11 protein-coding genes are annotated in these 18,986 nt (G+C 53.4%); 1 reads left to right on the plus strand and 10 read right to left on the minus strand.

The features are described from left to right. Nucleotides 1-11 precede the first annotated feature (11 nt). From AAGJ81_02270 to AAGJ81_02315, 10 genes are all read right to left on the minus strand, one after another. Complete coding sequence (locus tag AAGJ81_02270; protein ID MEM0964964.1) at nt 12-1,949, minus strand: beta-agarase; 1,938 nt, start codon at nt 1,947-1,949, stop codon at nt 12-14. A gap of 20 nt (nt 1,950-1,969) precedes the next feature. Beyond that, a complete protein-coding gene (locus AAGJ81_02275) occupies nt 1,970-3,595 on the minus strand; it encodes a sulfatase-like hydrolase/transferase (GenBank protein MEM0964965.1) in 1,626 nt (541 codons plus the stop codon). Between the two features lie 10 nt (nt 3,596-3,605). Then, a complete protein-coding gene (locus tag AAGJ81_02280) occupies nt 3,606-4,682 on the minus strand; it encodes a glycosyl hydrolase (GenBank protein ID MEM0964966.1) in 1,077 nt (358 codons plus the stop codon). 3 nt (nt 4,683-4,685) lie between these two features. Next, nucleotides 4,686-6,545, minus strand: coding sequence for a beta-agarase (locus AAGJ81_02285; GenBank protein ID MEM0964967.1), 1,860 nt, complete (start codon nt 6,543-6,545; stop codon nt 4,686-4,688). 17 nt (nt 6,546-6,562) lie between these two features. After that, a complete protein-coding gene (locus tag AAGJ81_02290; protein MEM0964968.1) occupies nt 6,563-8,158 on the minus strand; it encodes an MFS transporter in 1,596 nt (531 codons plus the stop codon). 4 nt (nt 8,159-8,162) lie between these two features. Then, entirely contained in the window at nt 8,163-10,250 is a 2,088-nt protein-coding gene (locus AAGJ81_02295) for a beta-agarase (GenBank protein MEM0964969.1), read from the minus strand. Next, a complete protein-coding gene (locus AAGJ81_02300; GenBank protein ID MEM0964970.1) occupies nt 10,234-12,630 on the minus strand; it encodes a glycoside hydrolase family 2 TIM barrel-domain containing protein in 2,397 nt (798 codons plus the stop codon). Before AAGJ81_02300 ends, AAGJ81_02295 begins: the two co-directional genes overlap by 17 nt. A gap of 52 nt (nt 12,631-12,682) precedes the next feature. Further along, nucleotides 12,683-14,383: a sulfatase-like hydrolase/transferase gene (locus AAGJ81_02305; protein MEM0964971.1), complete on the minus strand. Its 1,701-nt coding sequence runs from the start codon at nt 14,381-14,383 to the stop codon at nt 12,683-12,685. A gap of 40 nt (nt 14,384-14,423) precedes the next feature. After that, complete coding sequence (locus AAGJ81_02310) at nt 14,424-15,266, minus strand: AraC family transcriptional regulator (protein MEM0964972.1); 843 nt, start codon at nt 15,264-15,266, stop codon at nt 14,424-14,426. A 152-nt stretch (nt 15,267-15,418) separates the two neighbouring features. Further along, entirely contained in the window at nt 15,419-16,198 is a 780-nt protein-coding gene (locus tag AAGJ81_02315) for a hypothetical protein (protein ID MEM0964973.1), read from the minus strand. A gap of 418 nt (nt 16,199-16,616) precedes the next feature. Between AAGJ81_02315 and AAGJ81_02320 the strand changes: the two genes are divergently transcribed. Beyond that, nucleotides 16,617-18,983, plus strand: coding sequence for a sugar-binding domain-containing protein (locus AAGJ81_02320; protein MEM0964974.1), 2,367 nt, complete (start codon nt 16,617-16,619; stop codon nt 18,981-18,983). Nucleotides 18,984-18,986 lie beyond the last annotated feature (3 nt).

Below are 18,986 nucleotides of genomic sequence, written 5' to 3' on the forward strand. Positions count from 1 at the left end.
CAGATCTCCAATCATTCGCGGACCGCCGCCCGAATGACTACCGAACCAACCGCACCATCATCCCCGTCATCAAACGAAACATTGATTGTGTTTTCCTCGAGAAGCTGGTCCGGCTCCAGATAAACCATCTTTGTCATAGCGTATTCGCCTTTATCGAAACGATCTGCCGCATCTTCGAGCGGCACGTCCAGTTCTTGACCATTGAGTGTGATGACGGGATCAGGGTTTGAACCACTCGGCCGGGTTAACCCCACCCGAAGAACCGCGTATTCGATTTCTTTCTCAACGGGAACCTTTACCTTAAAATCGGCACCCTCAGACAAAAAGACTCGGGTACGATCCCCGTAGCAGTTCACTTCATTGACCGTGGAAGTCTCGGCAATCTCCGTTCCGTAATCCGCAACGAGCACTATCGTCTCGCGACCCGCAATCTCCAGCTGATGGGGCGTAGGTTCGTTAGACTCATCAAGGTAAGCCGTAAAATCCTCGTTGCGACCGAACCGACGAAGCTCGACCTCGTCAGTTGCAATTCCCTCAAGAACCACTCGTTCCGGATACCAGCTCTGGTTGTTGATCACTAGATAGAGCTTCGAGCCGTCAACGAAGGCACGCGTTTGCAAGTCGGGGTCGTCGGAAAAAACAGAGACGCGTCTTCCATCGACACCACGAAAGAGTTTGTAGAAATCAAGCATGTGAGTGGGCACCCACTTTGACTCGTCGGTATAGTTTTCCGGCACGTAAAGACCCGCATAGTATTTCGGATCCCATGCCCATGTGTTGGGCAGGAGGAAAGGCACCGACTTCACCACGGTATGGGGGTGGTCCATGAGCGTGAGCGTATTCGCGATGATGCTGCTGGTATGGACGAAGGCGACGATCGACCGCTTCTTCAGCTCGTTTTCCCAGGTATCTTCCGGAAAAAACTCAGCAGCGATCTGAGCAGCGAGACGCTCTCCATCGTATTCGCCTTTCGGCTGCACATTGATGTAACCACCCTGCTCGCTGATCACTACATCCACTTCCTTACCATCCTGGAGCATCGTGTAGTTCTGCAGGAGGTCCAGCGACCCTTCGAGTGGGCTACCGGACTGCACCCGGCCACGGAAATCGCCATCGACCCAGTCAAAGTAGTCGTAGGTATGGAAAGAGTAGAAATCCATCTGCCCATCGGTGTTGTCGTAGAAGCCGGACATCCCATTAAAGTTTTGGTAGTTCTCCCGCCAAAAGTAGGAAACCGATTGGCACATACCCCCCACAAGAACGTCCGGCAACTCCTCCTCAAATCGCTCCTTTACCGCGAGGTGCCAGTCGGCGAAATGTTGATCCACAAAATACTTCCAGTGCGGTTCATTCAGCGGTTCGAAATAGCGCGGACGAGTGAAGTCGTTGTAGTTGTATTTGAATACAGCGGTCGCAAGGTCTACCGCCGCCTCGATGTTTTCCGGGACCCACTCCGGCTTACCGCCATAGGTCGCACCCTCGAGCTGGTATCTTCCCATGTATTCGGGGTAGGCATTATGATTGCCGTGCGCGGCTACATCGAGATTCGGGCCCAGGTCATCCACAAATCGCACACCGGATTCCGGCACCCTACTGCTTCTGAGCTTTTCGGTGTTAGCGAAGCCGGGACGATTCGGGTCTTCACCGATGGATTTCGCCGTCCACATCACTGGACCCAGCTGTCGACCGAAACTGACGCCAAGATCGTTGACTAGGTAGTCGTAAATCTCAGGAGGCATCCGCTGGTCAAATCCTCCTCCGTGATCAGCGACGGCAAAATAACGTTTTCGATCCACTTCGGAAACGCCCCCGACTGCCCGGGTTACTTCCGGACGAACAACGATTTTCGAGATACTTTCTTCAGGTGTTGAGGAAAGAATGGAATCTTCAGCGTTTGAAAAACACGCGACCGCAAGAGTCGCAGACACGGAAAAGAATAGATTTCTCACGATTTGAAAGAGTTCGATGATCAGTCCTTTAGGCCCGGATAGGTGCCGGGCACGTCGTCCAGAAATTCGACAAGTAGCTTTTGCATTTTCTCCAGCCGACCCGCGTATTCGGGGTTGCTGGCGAGGTTGGTCGATTCTTTGGGATCGACTTGTAGATTAAACAATTGGTCCCGATCAAAATAACTCGAAGCCCACGGGGTGTTCTCTGGATCCTTCAGCTGCCAACGCTCAAATGCGAAACCACCTGGTGACATACCGAGTTGGAAGTAAGGTGCATCTTCAAGAAAAGGGTATTGGTCTGCCATCCAGGGATTCTTTTCGAGCATCTCTCCATAATAATACTCTTTCGCTTCCTTGACCCGCTCTTCCTTTATTCTTTCCAAACTAGGCGGAACGTAAAAGGCCACGTAGCTCCAGTCTGAGGTCGAAACCGCCCGTGCCAGCCCGATCTCACTGTAAACCGCTGTCCGCCAATCCTCTGGAGACTCACCTCGGAAGACCGGCATCAAGCTTAGACCATCGAGAATCATATCATCAGGAGGCGTAATCCCTGCCGCATCAAAAAAAGTCGTGCCAAAATCGACGTTTTGAACCAGCTCCTGTGGGCGCGCGCCGGGCTCGATCACCCCAGGCCAATAGGCCATAATTTGTGTGCGAATCCCGCCTTGGTAGTTAGTCCCCTTGGAGTTGTACTCCATGCCGTTGTCGTTGAAGTAGATCACGAGGGTGTCCTCCGCGAGGCCGAGCTCCTCTATCTTCGCTAAGATTGCGCCAATGCCGTCGTCGAGCCAAGTCGCTGCCTTGTTGCGATTGGGTATCCCAGCTGCCTCAGTTCGCTCAAGAACGGATTCCCGGGAAGGCTGCACCCCAACAATCGGCTCATCCAAAACACCCATCCCGCTCAGGCGGGGATCACCCGTCAAAGACGCGTAGGTATCCGGTACATGCATGAGCGTTGGAGCGAAATAAAGATACCAAGGCCGATCCTTGTTAGCCTCGATGAAGTCGATCGCGGCCTTCGTGTTCCACTCCTGATTGTGGACGTTTGTCCCAGTGTTGATCAACGTCTTGTCGTCGTCCGGATTGCCTCCGTAGACCGCCTGCGCGAAATCGAATCCCCAACGCTTAATCTCGTTGGCAATAATCTCCTGATTCTCGTGCATGATGGCCTGAATCTCCGGATCATACGGATCACTACCCTTCTCGATCGGCGTCACCAAATGCATTGTTCCATTGAGATGCCATTTTCCGGTAAAGCCTGTCGCGTAACCATTAGCTTGGAGCACCCTCGGAATGTTTGGCTGATCCTCGGAAAAGCCTAGGTTCCAAAGAATTCGGGTTACTCCATCCTCAGTGGTTCCCGTCTGGAAATAAGGTTGCGGGCAGCGGCTGGCGTAGTGACCCGCCATCGCCGTGTAGCGACTAGGCGAACACACACTCGACGAAACAAACCCGTTTTCGAAGTAAATCCCTTCGTTGGCCAGACGGTCCATGTGAGGGGTCAAGGATTCACCTCCCAGGAAACCGTAGTGGTCCTCGAACATGTCATCTGTGATGATGAAAAGAATGTTCGGCTGGGTGCGCTCGGCATAAGCCGCAGAGAGCATCGCGAACAGTAGAATAAGGATCGGGGCAGACTTTTTCATAATAGTTTTCTTAACAGTGGTACTCGCCCATCTCGCTCCAGGGGATGTGCTTTTCGAAACGACGGATATAGTTCCAATTCCAGCTCTCATCATATTGGTGGCAAAGGCCCCAATCGAGACCGGCGAGCGGTTCGGCATTGGCATCGAGGCTCTTGACCAGCCCGGCGGCCTCCGGGCCCCACTTAATGTGGGACATGATCTCAAAGTTCACGCCGTCCTCAGCGAATTGAATGGTATTCTTCTCGACCCCGTCGGTGATCAGCATCGCCGCGATTCCGGACTTATAATTCCAGCAACACACTTCGTGGCCGCTGTTGGTGATCGGGTTGTAAGGTGATTTGGCATAAGGACCCTCCAGCTTGTCGGAAATCGCAACCCCCCACTTGATCTCGCGGCCGCCCATCGTCATCTCCTCCCCCATGGTCTCGCCCTTGTAGTAGAGGTAAAACTTCTCTCTAAAGAAGAGCAGGCAAGGGTCGTGCGTCTTGTGGCTATCGAAGTCGCCCTTTTCCTCGACGATGAAACGATTGTCGATATCACCCTTCCATTTGCCATTGGTCGCTGGCGATAAGATCGGCGCATCCAACTTTCGCCAAGGGCCGTGGACACTATCTGCAACAGCCATCGCCACTTGCTCAATCGAACGGTTCAGGTAAGGCGCCTGGACCACTTGGTAAACGAGAATGAACTGTCCCTTGTGCTCCAACACCTCGGGGGTGAAACAGGCCCGGTCGTCAAAAGAGCCGGCGGGCCCTTGGGTAATCGCCGGTCCCTCTTCCTTCCATTCCCATCCGTCCTTTGAAGAGGCATACCAAACCTGCGTCTTGTCCCAGGGAAATACCTTATCATCCGGGTCTTCTGATCCAAATCCGACCGTCTCTCCAGTTCCCTTGGTATACCAGCAGTAGTAGACACCGTCGACCTGAAGGACGGCACTCGGGTCGCGACGAATTACGCCTTCTTCGAAAGCAAAGTCCCCGCCGAGATCCTGAAGTTTAAACTCGCAGAACCACTCCGAACCCTTCTCCCAATAGCCTCGCTCGATCGCTCGCTTCGAAGCGGCGCTCAGTTTCTTCTCCTCAGACATTCGCTAAACCTCCTCCTCGCGATTCACCTGGAGCACCACACTGGCGAGCTTTCCGCCGGTGTCCGGGTAAACTATCTCTACTTCGTTGCGTTCACCTACGATCTCCATCGGGACGTGGAATTCGATCATCCCAAAGAACGCTGAACGTCCTGCCTGATCGTCGCCCGCCCAGTTATCGGGGATGTCAAGCGGCTGTCCATTGAAGGTGATGCTGCTCGGCAGGACCGCTTTACCCAGTTGGCGCCCCGGCGAAACGCGCACAATAGCCGACCCTTGACCCGTGGGCGTGTTTTGAAAGGTAAAGGTGATCGGCGTATCCGCGATTATGTCTTCCAGGTAGTTCTCCGCGTAGACGCGATACTCCCGCAACTGGCGAGTCGGCACCAGGGGTTCCTCGAGGTCGATGAAGATCATTGCCCCCATCCCTGCACCCAGCTCGACTGTCTTTGGAATGCGGTCCATCAGTCGTTCTCCTACGACGGGGTGTTCCGTGTCTGTCACCAGCTCACGCAGTCGGACCGAAGTCGCATCCACTCCTTCCAAACCGGACAGGGACACGGTGTGGGGGTTCCTGTCCAGATTAGCGAGAATCACGATCAAACGGTCATCGTCCTCTAACAGATGGACCCGCACGTCTGGATTCGAACTGGTCGCCGCTCGCCACTCTCCCTCGACTCCGTTCCAAAAATCGTAGAACAGAAAAAGATCGGTCATGACAAAGTCTCCATCGGCATCTTTTCGCCAAAGCAGGAAAGGATTGGCCTGACCAGGCTCTCCGTCAGGATCCATATCGTAAGTCCACATCGCCTTTCCAAGAATAAACGGAACGGCTTTCAGGATCCGGTCCGGATGATCCATAAAGGTCATGTGCTGACCGTTGATCGAATAGAGCATTCCGGCCGAGCGCTCCGGGCTGTAGTTGAGCGAATCCATATTGCCGTCCGGAATCTTTCCATACTCGGTAATCATGAGGGGCTTCGCGTAGCCAAATCGCAGGTAGCTGTAGGTATCGATGATATCCATGATCGCCTCAGAATTACTCCCAGTGCGATCGCGCGGATTTCCCTCAACGTTTACGCCATCGTAGAGGTGGTAGGAGAAGAAGTCCATGTTCTCACCCGCGATGTCCATGAACTCTTTCTGCCACCGATCCCAATGACCGAAGTTGTCGTGCTCGAGCTCGATCCATGCAGCCGCATAACCTCCCACCATTACGTCCGGGGTGAGCTCTTTGACACGCTCGGCAACGACGTTGTGTTGTTCCGACATCGTCTGAACGGAAGATCCCTCAATGTTTTTGATCTTCACAAACGGCTCGTTAAACACCTCCAAATACTTCGGTCGATCTTCATCGGTAAAGAAATGCTTGAGCAGCTGTGCCGTAAATTCGGCCGCCGCCTCATAGTTGCGCGGGCCCCATTCCGTATAATCGTTTCCCGGGACTCCATGCATCAGTTCAGGATGCGTGCAAAGAACCACTTCCCGCATCTTCTCATGCTGATCCCGCTGCCGACCGCGAAGGCTCTCGCGGTAGAGCTCGGCAGCCTCTTTGATGCTTTCGACAGAGGGCATGTTCGGATCCATCGGATCCGCCTCCACTTGAGAGGCCTGCCACGAAAGCAAGCCCCCGTCCCGTCCATAACGCACGTCGAGTGTATCCTCATAAAACGCGATCTCCTCATCCGTCATATCCTTCGAGCCATAAGACTCGTGGATAGTCACAAACTGATCGCGATCAAACGTCGTCACGCCGCCTATGTTGCGGATCGTATCCGGGCGAAGATGGACCTCAACGTCAGCAGCATGGGAGACTATACACGAGAAAAGTGTGCAGCTCGCAGAGAATACAAATGTATTTTTCATGTTCGATAGAGGGGTCTTCAACGAGACGAGGTAGTTCCGCGGCGTGCTTCAAGCTCTCGGCGAATCTCTGTCATCTTTGCCTTGGTCAATGGATATCGCCAAAGAAGGATGAGGCAAACGATGAGCGCGCCTGCCTGTGGGAGAGAGTAGAGTAAGCGCATGCGCTCCATCGTCCCTGGCTTTTGCCGCTCCATAACTGCCTTCCGTTCGAGATTGTCGGTATACATGCCGAGCGAGATGGGCTCTTCGCCCTCTCCCGCATACTTGTCCGCATCAGAGAGCGTTGCGTACTCTTCCTCGGCCTGAATCGTTATCTCGGCCTTCACCTCATCGGGGAGTTTACTATCGAATTGGACGACGAATTGGAGAACGAATCCTGAAATCCCAATCGCAATGGTCATCGCAATCTTGTTGCACCAGTTCGTTATCGCAGCGATCAGACCCTCGCTGCGAGTCCCGGACCTATATTCATCCCAATCACAAACGTCTGCCCGCATCGAGAGGATTAAGACCCAAAAACCACACTCGCCAACAGCAACCAGAGGCTTGAAAACAAGTGAGAGCCATGGACGGCCTGGCAAGGTCGTGAAATACATCCCAACAAAAGCGACAATCAGAACGACCACTGACGCCATCATGATCTTATGTTTATCCACCTTGTTAGTCAGCTTTCCGATCACTGCAGCAGCAGCGAGAGCAAAGAAAAGTCGCAAAGTTCCATCTATCCCGCCAAGGCTGGCTCCCTTAACGAAATCCCCTCCGTAGATATAGTATACGTTGACAAAGTAAGAGAGATTAGCCGTTGCCAAGATTGAGAAAAGGTAAATGCAGATCACACCCACAACGATCAACAAAGGCTTATTCCCGAGCAGCGCCTTAATCGCACCTATAAAAGATCCGGCCCCTTCCTTCTCCGCAATTTGCTTGTATCGCTCGACGTTGAATATGGAGGGAAGAATACCCGCACCGATGATGACGGCTGCGACAATCCAACTTACCGTGCGAACACCTCCAATCTCACCTCCGATTGAATCAAACGTTCCTAACCAAGCAGCGAGAGGAAAGATCCAGACAATCCCAAGATTAAAAAATTCCTGCACATACTTCCGCACCACGAAAATACGACTCCGCTCCTTATAGTCCGGCGTCAGCTCGGCACCTAATGCTTCGTAGGGCACCGAGAAGATCGAATAAACCGAGTAAAACAGCATCAGAATGACGAAGAGATAAACCGTAATCGCCGTCGTCGACCAAGCATCAGGAACCATCCAGATGGTCGGGAAGAGCAAGCCAGTTAAAATAGCGCCGACAAAGATAAAAGGTTTCCGGCGACCGAAGCGGCTCTTGCAGGAATCAGAAAACCGACCCGCAAATATATCCGTAAATGCATCCCAGCACCGTGCCGCTGCCAATGCCAAACCCACTACCGAAGCTCCCAGGCCAAGGAAGTCGACAAAGAAAGGCGTAATGAAGACAAAAGCCAGACAAACGTTCGCATAGTGATCGGAGACTACCCCCATAGAGTAGGCGATCTTCTCCTTGAGAGGAACAACGTCCTCTGGTCTAGTCTTATCAATATCGAATTCTTCGTTCTCGGCTGGGGTGTCAGTCATGGCTTTATTTGTATTCGTATCGGAAGGGGTACATTCTCTTGCCTACCGAACGGATGACCTCGACCATCTCCCGGTAGGGCGTGTCTGCGATATCGACGAGACCGACGTTGTAGTTCTCTTCATCGGCTCTTCCGGCAAAATGCTCGTCTACCCATTGAAACCAGTGCACGCCGACCATTTGAGGATTCTCCAGCGCGCTTTGTAGATAGTCCTTGAAGAGTTCGGCGCGTTCGTTTTGGTCCTTCCCTTCGCGCAAACCGGGGTGAAAGTGTCCTTTGTCGGTCGCACCAAAGTGGTACTCTCCGATAATCATCGGTCGATCAGTATCGTAGGGCAAGCGCATGCTTCGGATGCTGCGCTCATATTTGTTGTAGCTGACGACATCGCAGTATTCCGCAGACGAAAGGGCTACGGTGTCATTCACCCACGCGAACCGGCAACCCATGTAAAGGTGATTTGGGGCTGCAGCCTTTTGTTCCTCTCTAATCGTCCGAAAGTACGTATCCGCTGTCTTGCGGTAGAAACTACGAAGGTCTCCGATCGCCCGATCGATAGAGGGAACCGTTCGCGTCTCGAGGAAGTCCGTCCAAGACCTGTAGCCAGTTCCCCAGGCAAGATTCAAAGACTCGATATCACGGTATTTGCGTCTCAAGTCCCGCCCAAACTCGATCTTGGCGGGCTGATCGGCCGGACTTGTCAGCGTCTCCAAGGAAAGCGAAATCCCGTCGTTCCCCCAGGAAAGCTCGTTATCCACGAAAAAGCCAATGCACCAGGGGTCCTGTGCTTCAAAACGACGTTCTCGAAAGCCATTCTTGACCGACTCGCGAAACGAGGGATCGAACACGTCGTGAAATTTACCCCAATAGCCTTCAGAGCCTTCCAGCGTGCGATTGCCCACGACAAAGAAGCTCGCGATGTAGGCGGTATCGTTTCCACGGTAAAGCTCCGGCAGCGCCCAGTTCGCCACTGTATTCATTCCCCAACTACGCAAACGAAGATGAGCCATCTTGATAAAACTCTCCAGCCAATCCTCTCCGTATTTCCGATAAAGGTTCGCTTTGTAAACCTGAAGGATTCGATAGGGAATCTTGTCTGAGTAGAAGCCGTGCGGTGCCCAATTGCTCAACTGGTAGAACTGAGCGAGTTCACTCCCATCTTCGGGCAGTCCTTCGAAATAGTGTTCCCGGCCCTCAACCCCAGTGTAGCCAAAGTCGGGACTCATGCAGGTGGGTCCATTCGACCAAAAGAGGTATCCCTCGGGATCAACGAACCACCATTTGCCGTCGACCTTTTCGACCCGGAAAAAGCCTGTCGCCTCGAGCTTCGGTCCGTCCTTCCAACCACCGAATCGGCTCCAGCTGGAAATTCCAGGGTTTCGCGAAAGATCTGACTCTTCAATCCGGATCACCTTCGCAAAGTCGCCGTCGTCGCGAATCTTTTCCGGCCACTCCTTGTGCTTGTTTTGTCCATACCGATCGACGAAAGGCAAGAATCCCTCTGTCGGTCGGATCTCAACAGTTCCTTCTGCGCGAAGGTTTTGTATCAGAAAGGTTCTCGGCTCATCAGCGTGACCAATGAAAACCTGAATCTTTTCAACAGCAGCGAGATTCATCAGCTCGATTCCCGGCGCACGCCGCATACCGACCAGCGGAAGCGGTTCATCAAAAATCCAGTCCTCGGTGCTGAGACGCATACTGATGGTCATCGTTTGCCCCGGCTCGATGGACTCAAATCCCTGGGCATGCTGCGGGGTATTTGTCTGGCCGGCACTCTTCGAATCAAGCCGAATGCCAGCGAACAGCGGAAGGCTACCGAGGTTGGTTACATCCACTTTAACCCGAAAGTAACCCCTCAAGTCCCAAGCGTCATCCCCTGAGCTAAAGGTAATGCTTGGCCACGCTTCAGAACCACCCGCCTCGACTAGGAGCCCGTCGTCGCGGTGTCCCAAAATGCGGCTATCATAATGCGATATATTCGGGTGGAGCGAACCTTCTTCCAGCGAAACCAAGCTATGGGTCCGGTTCTCGCTTTCGGCACAAGACAAAAAGGGAGCAGTCGCTACCATGGCACAGACTCTAAGATAGCGCTGCATAGGCCTCTAATTCGATTTGAGCCGATTCGATCTCCGGCGAATGGGCAAAAACCTCTCCCGAACTACTATCCGAGAGCACAAGCAAACACCTACCCTGTGAGGTTGTAAGTCGATCCGACTGAAAATCCTGGGTGCTGCAAATGCTGCCATTGTCCACGCCAAGGATACGGGCAACCCCCGATACACTGAACCGCACCTCTCGCTCTTCCGACTTCACTGGACGGCCCTCCTCATCGACCAGCTGAGCGATGACGTGAACGCCGTCGCGCATGAGCTCAATTCCGACCGGACTGCCGGACGTCTCGATCGCATCACTTGCTGCGGCTGCTCTCGCTTCGAGTTTTCCCGCTTCGAACGGAACGGCCCACTTGAAGATCCGGTCAGGGAAATCCGAAAGCTTCTTGGAACCGAGCGATTGTCCATTGAGAAACAGTTCAACGTCGTCGGAATTCGAATACACCTCGACTGCTATCATCTCGCCGTCAGTATAGTTCCAGTGCGTGTTGACCTCTTGCCAAGCCCAGAGTTTCCGCTCCCAGGCAGTGGGATCGTCCTCTCCAATGAAACCAGTCTTCTCGTCGTAAGAGTACGGAGACCATTCCAGCGTCTGGGTCGTGAGATGGAGATGCGGATCATCAGACCAGAGGGTTTTCAACATGTGGTAGGAACCTCGTGGGAAACCAGCAGTGTCGAGTAAACCACTTTCGTTGGCACGGACCGGCCAGCGGTTATCTACCTCGCCCAGGTAGTCGATTCCGGTCCAAAGAAAGGTACCGGCGACAAAAGGTCGCTCGGCAACAGCCTTCCACTCATGCCACTGAGGTAGGTTTTCGGTTCCCATCAACGGGAGGCGGGGGTAGTTCTTGTGACCGTAGTCGTACATCACCCTCCGGTAGCTAAATCCAATTACATCGAGAGCGTCTGCGTAGCCGGACAGGTAGCTGGAGGAAGGAAGGATACAATTCGCTATTACCGGACGCGAGGTATCGAGCTCTTTCGTCCATTTTGAGAGTTTCTGCGCTGTTCTACCGATGCCGTGTTCGCCATTGGGAAGGGTTTCAAGCAACCGCCTGATTTCCTCTGGCGAATTCGGCGGCTGATCCCAGAAGTAATTTCCGCTCCAATCGACATGGAAGAAACCAGTCGCTTCCGCGTTGCGCGGATAGGTCCACTCGATCTCGTTTCCAATGCTCCACTGGAAAATCGAGGGGTGGTTCCGATGCGAGCGAATCGTATCCTTCAAATCCCGTTCAGCCCACTCTTCAAAATGCTCTGCATAACCCCTCGAAATGTAGTCCGAGTGCCTATCATTCATGTTCAGACGTTTGTCCTTCGGGTTGTCCCACTCATCAAAGAACTCGTCCTGAACGAGGAGTCCGATCTCATCACAGAGACTGAGAAAATCAGAGGAAGCCGGATTGTGCGCAATCCGGACCGCATTGCATCCCGCTTCCTTCAGTGTTTCGAGTCGACGCCGCCAGACATCATCCGGCACAGCTGCACCAACACAGCCGGCATCGTGATGCAGGCAGACACCCTTAACCTTGGTGTTCTTCCCGTTCAGGAAAAAGCCCTTGTCGGCATCGAAATGAATCGTGCGGATACCGAATCGAGTGACGTAGGTATCCAAAAGTTCACTACGCATCCAGACTCGGGTCACCGCTTGGTAAAGCTGTGGCGTAGTCAATTCCCAGAACTCGGGATCCAAAACTTCCGCAATCTGTGTGACCTTGTCCAAGGCGGCGCTCTCTACCTTGGCGACGGTCTCGCCGGTCGGATCAACGATTTCTGTTTCCACTGTGACTTCGTCCAGAGGACCAGCGATCTCGACTTCGATCCGGACGGTCGCACGATCCCTCGAAACTTCCGGAGTAGTCACAAAGGTGCCCCAGACGGGAACGTGGGTCTCCGATGTTCCAATTAGCTCGGCGCGTCGGTAGATTCCGGAGCCGGTATACCAGCGGCTGTCACAGTAACGGCTACGATCGACCCGGACAGAAACGACATTCTCGCCATCAACAATCCAATCCGTGATATCGAAGTAAAACGGCGAATAGCCATAGGGGTGGTCACCCAGTTTTTTCCCGTTCAGATAAACTGTCGAGTGATTGTAGATGCCATCGAAGTGAAGGTACGTCCGCTCCGTACCCAGGGGACGAAACTTCTTTCGATACCAGCCGATTCCACCGGGTAGGTAGGCCGTCGCGCCTTCCAGACCTTCGTCAAAAGAGGATTCGACGCTCCAGTCATGGGGGATATGAACCGATCGCCAATCACCATCGTCAAAGACCGGTGCTTCGGCACCCTCCATATCGCCAAGAAGAAACCGCCAGCCTTCAGTAAGCGGAACGGTTTGGCGCGGTGTTGAATCGACTCTCATTAAATTTTCCAACGGTTTCGGTCTTTTTCCAATTTTGTTGAGCAAACTGAGTTCAATAGGGGTCACGTGGCCGCACCTTGACCACCTCGGCGTAGTCGACGATTTCCTGATCGGACTCCCGTTGCCGGGCGATCTTTGCAAGCTGCTCGACGAGCTCGGGGTTTTGCCTTGCCAGATTCTTCGACTCAGAAGGATCGTTTTCGAGGTCGTACAACTCGTGAACAATCCCGGGTTTAGCAATCGTCTGTAAATACCAACCGGGCTCGATCAGAAGCTTCCACCGGCCTTTGTAAATGACACTCTGTTGTCCCTTGTCGTTAAAATAAAGCACTTCATGCGGCGCAATGGACTCGCCCTTGAGGACAGAGACCACACTACGCCCGTCCATCGGCGCAAGTTCGTTACCACGGAACTCTGTGGGATAATCGGCATCAATGATGTCCAGTATCGTGGGCATCCAATCACCGACCCACACTTGCTCATTAGAAATCGTGCCGGGAGCGATGCGACCCCTCCAGTAGGCAATGCAGTGAGACTTCAGTCCGCCCTCCCAGACCAAAGCTTTACTCCCCCGGTAGGGAGCGTTCATGAATTCATGGAGCTTGGAAACTGACCCATTGTCCGAAAAGTAAAGGATGAGCGTATTGTCCAGCTCGCCAGTGTCGACCAGCGCTTGCATCAAGCGAGCCACGTTCTGATCGATACCCTCCATCATCGCTGCATGCAACGCCAGCTGCCGACGGAAGGTGTCCTGATCCGGCGGAAGCCAGCTCGGCTTGTAGGCGCCATCGTCGGGGAAAAGACCCTCGGACTTCAAGCGCTCCACACGTTCGCGTTGGGCAGCCCGTAGGTCTTCGTATTTCGGAAGGTACTTCTGAACTAAAGATTCCGGCGCCTGCCAAGGACGGTGGGGAGCGCGATAGGCTACATAGAGGAAGAAAGGCGCATCTTCCTTAGAGGCATCCTCTATCATTTCGATGGCTCGGTCGGTGATCCCATCGGTGGCGTGGAAGACCGGTCCGCTTTTCCCGTGATTCTGGCTGTAGGGCGTGCCCGGCTCGGATGGATAAGTGTGAATCGTGTAGTCGCGGTCGTATTCGATCTCGGCCTTTTCATTGCCATCCACATACGGGTGCGGTTGGCCGGGTTTGAAAAAGAGATTATCCTGGGCTTTGAAAATACCAAAGTACTCATCAAACCCGCGCTGTTTCGGCAGAGCGAGGAAATCGGCCTCAATCTCTTCATCCGTCAACTCCCAGCCTTCGTGAGACTGCTTCCAGGCTTTTTGCAGTCCCTCCGAAAACTTCATCAGACTCCCTCCCAGGTGCCACTTGCCCACCATTGAGGTCTGGTAACCCTCGTCTCTCAGAAGCTCGGCAAGGGTCGGAAAATCGTACGACAGGCGGCCGCGCCTTGCTGGGAAAGGCATCTCACGTGACCAATCGCCCACCACACCGCCACCAAATCCCACTTTGGCTGACTCGAGTCCGGTCATCAGCGAGGCACGGGTCGGACTGCACCTTCCATTCGTGTAGAAGTTCGTCAGACGCATTCCATTCTCTGCGAGCCGATCCAGGTTCGGTGTCTCGATTTCTCCTCCGTAGGATCCCAGGTCCGAATAACCGGAATCGTCGGACAGGATAATGATGACATTCGGCCTCGTCTCACCAGAAACTCCGTTCACGATCAAAAGGAGACTCGCAAATAAGAAATAGGAACTCAAAGCGAGCGTGGGTTTACTCGTGCAATTCATCGGGGTTAAAAGTTTGTAGGAGAGAAACAGCGAGGAAAGCTCAGTTGCCTTCTGCAACGGCTTTCACTTGCTTGCGGAAGTCCTGAGGGGTCACTCCCATGACAGATTTAAAGAGTTTGGAAAAGTGAAAGCCGTCGCTACAGCCAAATTGAGAGGCTAGCTCTTCGTTCGAAAGACTGGTGCGCGTCATCAGGCGACCTGCCTGCCGCATCAACGCCGCCCTGCGATAGCGCATCGGAGACACATTGAACTGCTTGGTAAAGCCCTTGCGCCAGGTTTCGTAGCTGCAACCGCATTCGTTGGCCAGCAGTTCCCAGTCCGGCTGATCCTCGGGTGGCAGGGACTGCAGGTGCTGTCGGCTGGCAATCATGCGTTCTTCAAAGCTCCAATCCGCCCGGTCCGCAGCCGAGACGTGATTCAGCAGGAGGTGGATATCTGATAGCGTGACAACGGCTTCAAAGTGATTTCGTGGCCGGCTGTCGACGATCCGCTTCCAACGCGGCAACCACAGATCGACGCTCCCCAAGTGGAAGACCTGCCGCTGTTCAAGACCTGCACACTCCCGCCACGGATCGAAAGCGTCGCCATGGAAACAAGCGTAGATCTCCTTCCAGAACCCACCGGTCCGACAGCCGTATTGGTGAGTCAAGCCCGGCGGCACCACAATACAGTCCCCTGGTTTTACCTCCGTCTCAATGCCGTTCTCGTCCCGAAAAACACCCCCACCCTCAATGATCAGGGCAAGTGAGTAGAATTCGAGGCTCCGCATCTGCTTCAACCCCCAATCCTGATCCGTTACAAAGAAACCGGCATAGTTGAGGGCGCCGAGGGGTGTCGGAGTGTCGATCCAGTGGTAAATCTCGGGTTCTCGGGGCAAATCCATACCCCAAAACTTACATACCGACCACCTGTCGTCCACTACAAAAGTCTATATCCATTGATATTTCTGAGCCAGGAAGAACCACTTTCAACAAACCAAAAAAAAGCGCCCGCCACAGTGGGCGAGCGCCTGAGAAGATAAAATACGCTGGGAAACTACCTACGCCGCCGTGCAACTACGCAACCCATCGCAATCAAACCACCGAGGAATGCGAAGGAGTTTGCCTCCGGAATAGGAGTGGTGCTGAACTGAAGATCGTAGTTCCGAGCGACCATAGTCCCCGCTGCCCCTTGGACAGAATTGTTTAGCAAGATACTCGCAACGGGACCCGTGAAATCAATCGAGTCTTGGACAAATTGAAAAGTGTTTTCGGTAGTTGAAACATTAGCTGTTTGCGTCGTTTCACCAGCTCCAGTCACATCGACCGAACCGCTTGCCGGAATACCAGAACCCTTGCCGATGTTGATCGAGGTGAAACCATCGAAAACAATAATGTCACCGTTGTCAGTGGTCGTTCCAGAAACGCTAAGCATCGAGATAGTTATTCCCTCCAAGTTACCAAAACCAGCATCGATGCCTTGATTCATTGCGTTCGGCGACGCCCCAGAGCCATCAAACCTCATCGTGAACGACACGGTGTCGTTTGCAGTCGAGTCCCCATCTAGATCGAGACCCGAGTACCGGACGAAGTAGTCTAGGGGATTAGCCGCGGTATTCACGTTGGTAGGCGGGTCCTCGTTGATCAAAACCGTACCACCGCTTACCTGCGTTCCCGGGACTGCTGGGGTCCCTGTCCACGGGGTGCCAACATTCGCATCGTGACCGTACACGCCACCGGAGCGGAGATCAAGAGCGGAGATTGTGACGACAGCCGAGTGCGCTGTGGCGCTCACCATGAGGCCGGCAAGCGCGAGGGTTATTACATTACTTTTCATATGGGGCGATTGGGTTAGCGTTAAGAATCTTGCGATTGAACAAACTCAGTCTCTCCCAAAGATCTTTTCTGTCAATACCATTTTCAACAAATAATTACCCTACTAAAGTCCAGAAATACAGACCGAATAAGGACCTTACTTTTTTTTCCGGATTTTGTAACCAAAATCCCTAAAAAACAAGGTGCAAAGGATAATCGAACCCTTTCGAGTCATCCCTATTCGCCAACAAACAGCGGTTTTTGTGTAAGTTTTTCGGTTTTACCCTTATACCCAAAACTTACAAATCTTTTTCACCAACGATATTAGTGGGCAGAAGCACGATCATCCTTGACTATGTAATTTTTGGTATTTTTAACAACAGATCCTTGGTTTCCATCCCCCTTCCCCATCAACACTAGTTCCCAAAAAATTGGTAAGCATGCCCTCCCGTATCGAAATCGACTTAAGCGGTAACCACTGGAAGATGCAGGGCATTCGCCCTGGCCAGGGGATCATCGAAGGTTTTCATGAGCTTGCCTCCGAGTATCAGGGCACTTTTTACAACTGGAACCAGGGCTGCGTTCCCGGCGATGTCTACACCGACCTCCAACGGGCAGGCGCCATCGACGATCCCTACTTCGGGCGAAACTTCATTCGCGCCAAATGGGCCATGGAGCTTGAGTGGTGGTACATTACGAAATTCGAAACGCCAGAGGAGATGCGCGGCAAACGGATCAGCCTTGTGTTTGAGGGCGTCGACTACAGCTGCGACGCCTGGGTCAACGGCACGCACCTCGGGAGCCACGAGGGCATGTTTTCTCACTTTGATTTTGATATCAGCCCTCTCGTTCGATTCGAAAAGTGGGCCGAAGGCTGCAACATCCTCATGCTTAAACTAGACCCGCCGCCGCGAAACCATCGCCGTGTTATGGGGAGGAAGTTCGTCTTCGGCGGCGACTACATGCCCGATGTCATCCCGATGGGCATCTGGCAACCCGTTAGAGTCCGTGCCACCGGTGCTCACCGGATCGAAAAGACCCGTATTGAGTCCACCATCGATGGCAAGGACGCGGTGGTCTCAATCGATGTCGAAATCAGCAGTAAAATGGACGCACCCGTTCTCGGAACCTTGGACCTCTCCGTTAAGGGAGAAAATTTCCGCTCAAGACCGATAGTCATCCGACAAAAAGCCCAGCTCGCCCCGGGAAAAAACGTGGTGCGTGTCGAAGTCCCGGTGCGCAACGCCAAGCTCTGGTGGCCCATGGGTATGGGCGAGCAAAGGCTCTACGAGGTCGAAATCGGGCTCAAGACCGGTAGAACCGAACAAGACAGCTACCGCGAGGTCTTTGGAATAAGAGAGGTCGAGATGACCCGAAACCCCGGCTTTTCGAAGGACGAGGTCGAGTACGACTGGACGTTCAACATCAACGGCAAACCGATGTTTCTGCGCTCCGCTTGCTGGAGTGGTCCCCCCTCGATGCTCTACGGTCGAAACCGCAACGAGAAGTACGATGCACTACTGAAGATGGTCAGGGAGGCGAATATCAACAACCTCCGCATCTTCGGCTGGCACCCGCCGGAGGTCCCCTACTTCTATGAGCTCTGCGACCGGCTCGGGATCACCGTCTGGACCAATTTCTGTTTCGCGACACAGGCCTACAAGGCAGATCCCGAGGTTTTCCATCCGGCGGTAGCCGAGTGCGTGCAAATCGTCGAGCAACGCCGCAACCACCCCAGCGCAATCATGTTCATGGGCGGAGAAGAGGTCTTTTTCTCCAACGCCCACGTGGAGAGCGACAACAAGTTCATCATGGAATCGATCGGCGAAGCCGTGCGAAAGGTGACCAACATCCCTTACGGAATCGCTTCTCCGATGAGTGAAACCTTCGGACGCAAGCTCGGTTTCAAGCCAAAGGAGTCCACACATGCGAACGAGCACTACTATGGAGCGGGCGACGTGCTGATGGAAGAGTATTATCCAAAGCTCGATTTCTGTGTAGTCCCCGAACTCACAGCCGCATCCGCACCCTCGATCAAAAGCCTGAAAAAATTCATCCCGGAAAACGAGCTTTGGCCCATGGGACCGAGCTGGGGCTACCACTGGGCCGACATCGACATCCTCAAAACACTGAACGTCGAAGTCTTTGGGGAGCCCCGAACAGATTCCCTCGAAGACTTCGTTGAAGCCACCCAAACCGCACACGGCATCATCGCACAGTTTGCACTGGAACATTTCCGCCGACGCAAGCCACGGGTGAGCTGTGTCTCGCTTTGCCACTTCATCACCCACATGCCCGACATCAAATGGGGCATCGTTGACTACTACGGCGAGAAGAAGCTCTGTTTCGACTACGTGAAACGCGCCTATCAGCCCTTGCTGCCGAGTTTGGAATACACCAAACGGCGCTGGAATCCGGGAAGTCTATTTGATGCTGGGCTTTGGGTCGTCAACGACCATCACAAGGATCTGAAGGACCTCAATTTACAATGGAGAGTAATCCATTCCAATGGCAAGGTGCAGCAGGGAGACCGTATCGAAATCGAAGTCGAGGCGAACAGCTCCAAGGAGTTTGGCCGAGTCAACTGGAAGGTCGAAGGCAAGGACAGCTCGACGTTTCGTGTGGAATTACAAATCGTTGATCGCAACGGAGATATTCTTGCGGAAAACTGGCACACTCTCACCATCGGTGACCAGTTAAAAGCCAAGAAACACTGTGCTGAAATGCACAGGGAAATCGCCGCCTCAGCAAATTCCTACGGCAAGAGCTACTACCGTTACTTCCCAGAACTCTGGAACTTTGAATAACCC

This window comes from Verrucomicrobiota bacterium, assembly GCA_038744685.1.
GTDB lineage: Bacteria > Verrucomicrobiota > Verrucomicrobiia > Opitutales > Puniceicoccaceae > Puniceicoccus.

Excerpts from the sequence above, each read along its gene's own strand:
- AAGJ81_02275 (MEM0964965.1), bottom strand. The coding sequence starts at position 3,595 with ATGAAAAAGTCTGCCCCGATCCTTATTCTACTGTTCGCGATGCTCTCT.
- AAGJ81_02295 (MEM0964969.1), bottom strand. The coding sequence starts at position 10,250 with ATGCAGCGCTATCTTAGAGTCTGTGCCATGGTAGCGACTGCTCCCTTT.
- AAGJ81_02280 (MEM0964966.1), bottom strand. The coding sequence starts at position 4,682 with ATGTCTGAGGAGAAGAAACTGAGCGCCGCTTCGAAGCGAGCGATCGAG.
- AAGJ81_02290 (MEM0964968.1), bottom strand. The coding sequence starts at position 8,158 with ATGACTGACACCCCAGCCGAGAACGAAGAATTCGATATTGATAAGACT.
- AAGJ81_02285 (MEM0964967.1), bottom strand. The coding sequence starts at position 6,545 with ATGAAAAATACATTTGTATTCTCTGCGAGCTGCACACTTTTCTCGTGT.
- AAGJ81_02305 (MEM0964971.1), bottom strand. The coding sequence starts at position 14,383 with ATGAATTGCACGAGTAAACCCACGCTCGCTTTGAGTTCCTATTTCTTA.
- AAGJ81_02310 (MEM0964972.1), bottom strand. The coding sequence starts at position 15,266 with ATGGATTTGCCCCGAGAACCCGAGATTTACCACTGGATCGACACTCCG.
- AAGJ81_02320 (MEM0964974.1), top strand. The coding sequence starts at position 16,617 with ATGCCCTCCCGTATCGAAATCGACTTAAGCGGTAACCACTGGAAGATG.
- AAGJ81_02300 (MEM0964970.1), bottom strand. The coding sequence starts at position 12,630 with ATGAGAGTCGATTCAACACCGCGCCAAACCGTTCCGCTTACTGAAGGC.
- AAGJ81_02315 (MEM0964973.1), bottom strand. The coding sequence starts at position 16,198 with ATGAAAAGTAATGTAATAACCCTCGCGCTTGCCGGCCTCATGGTGAGC.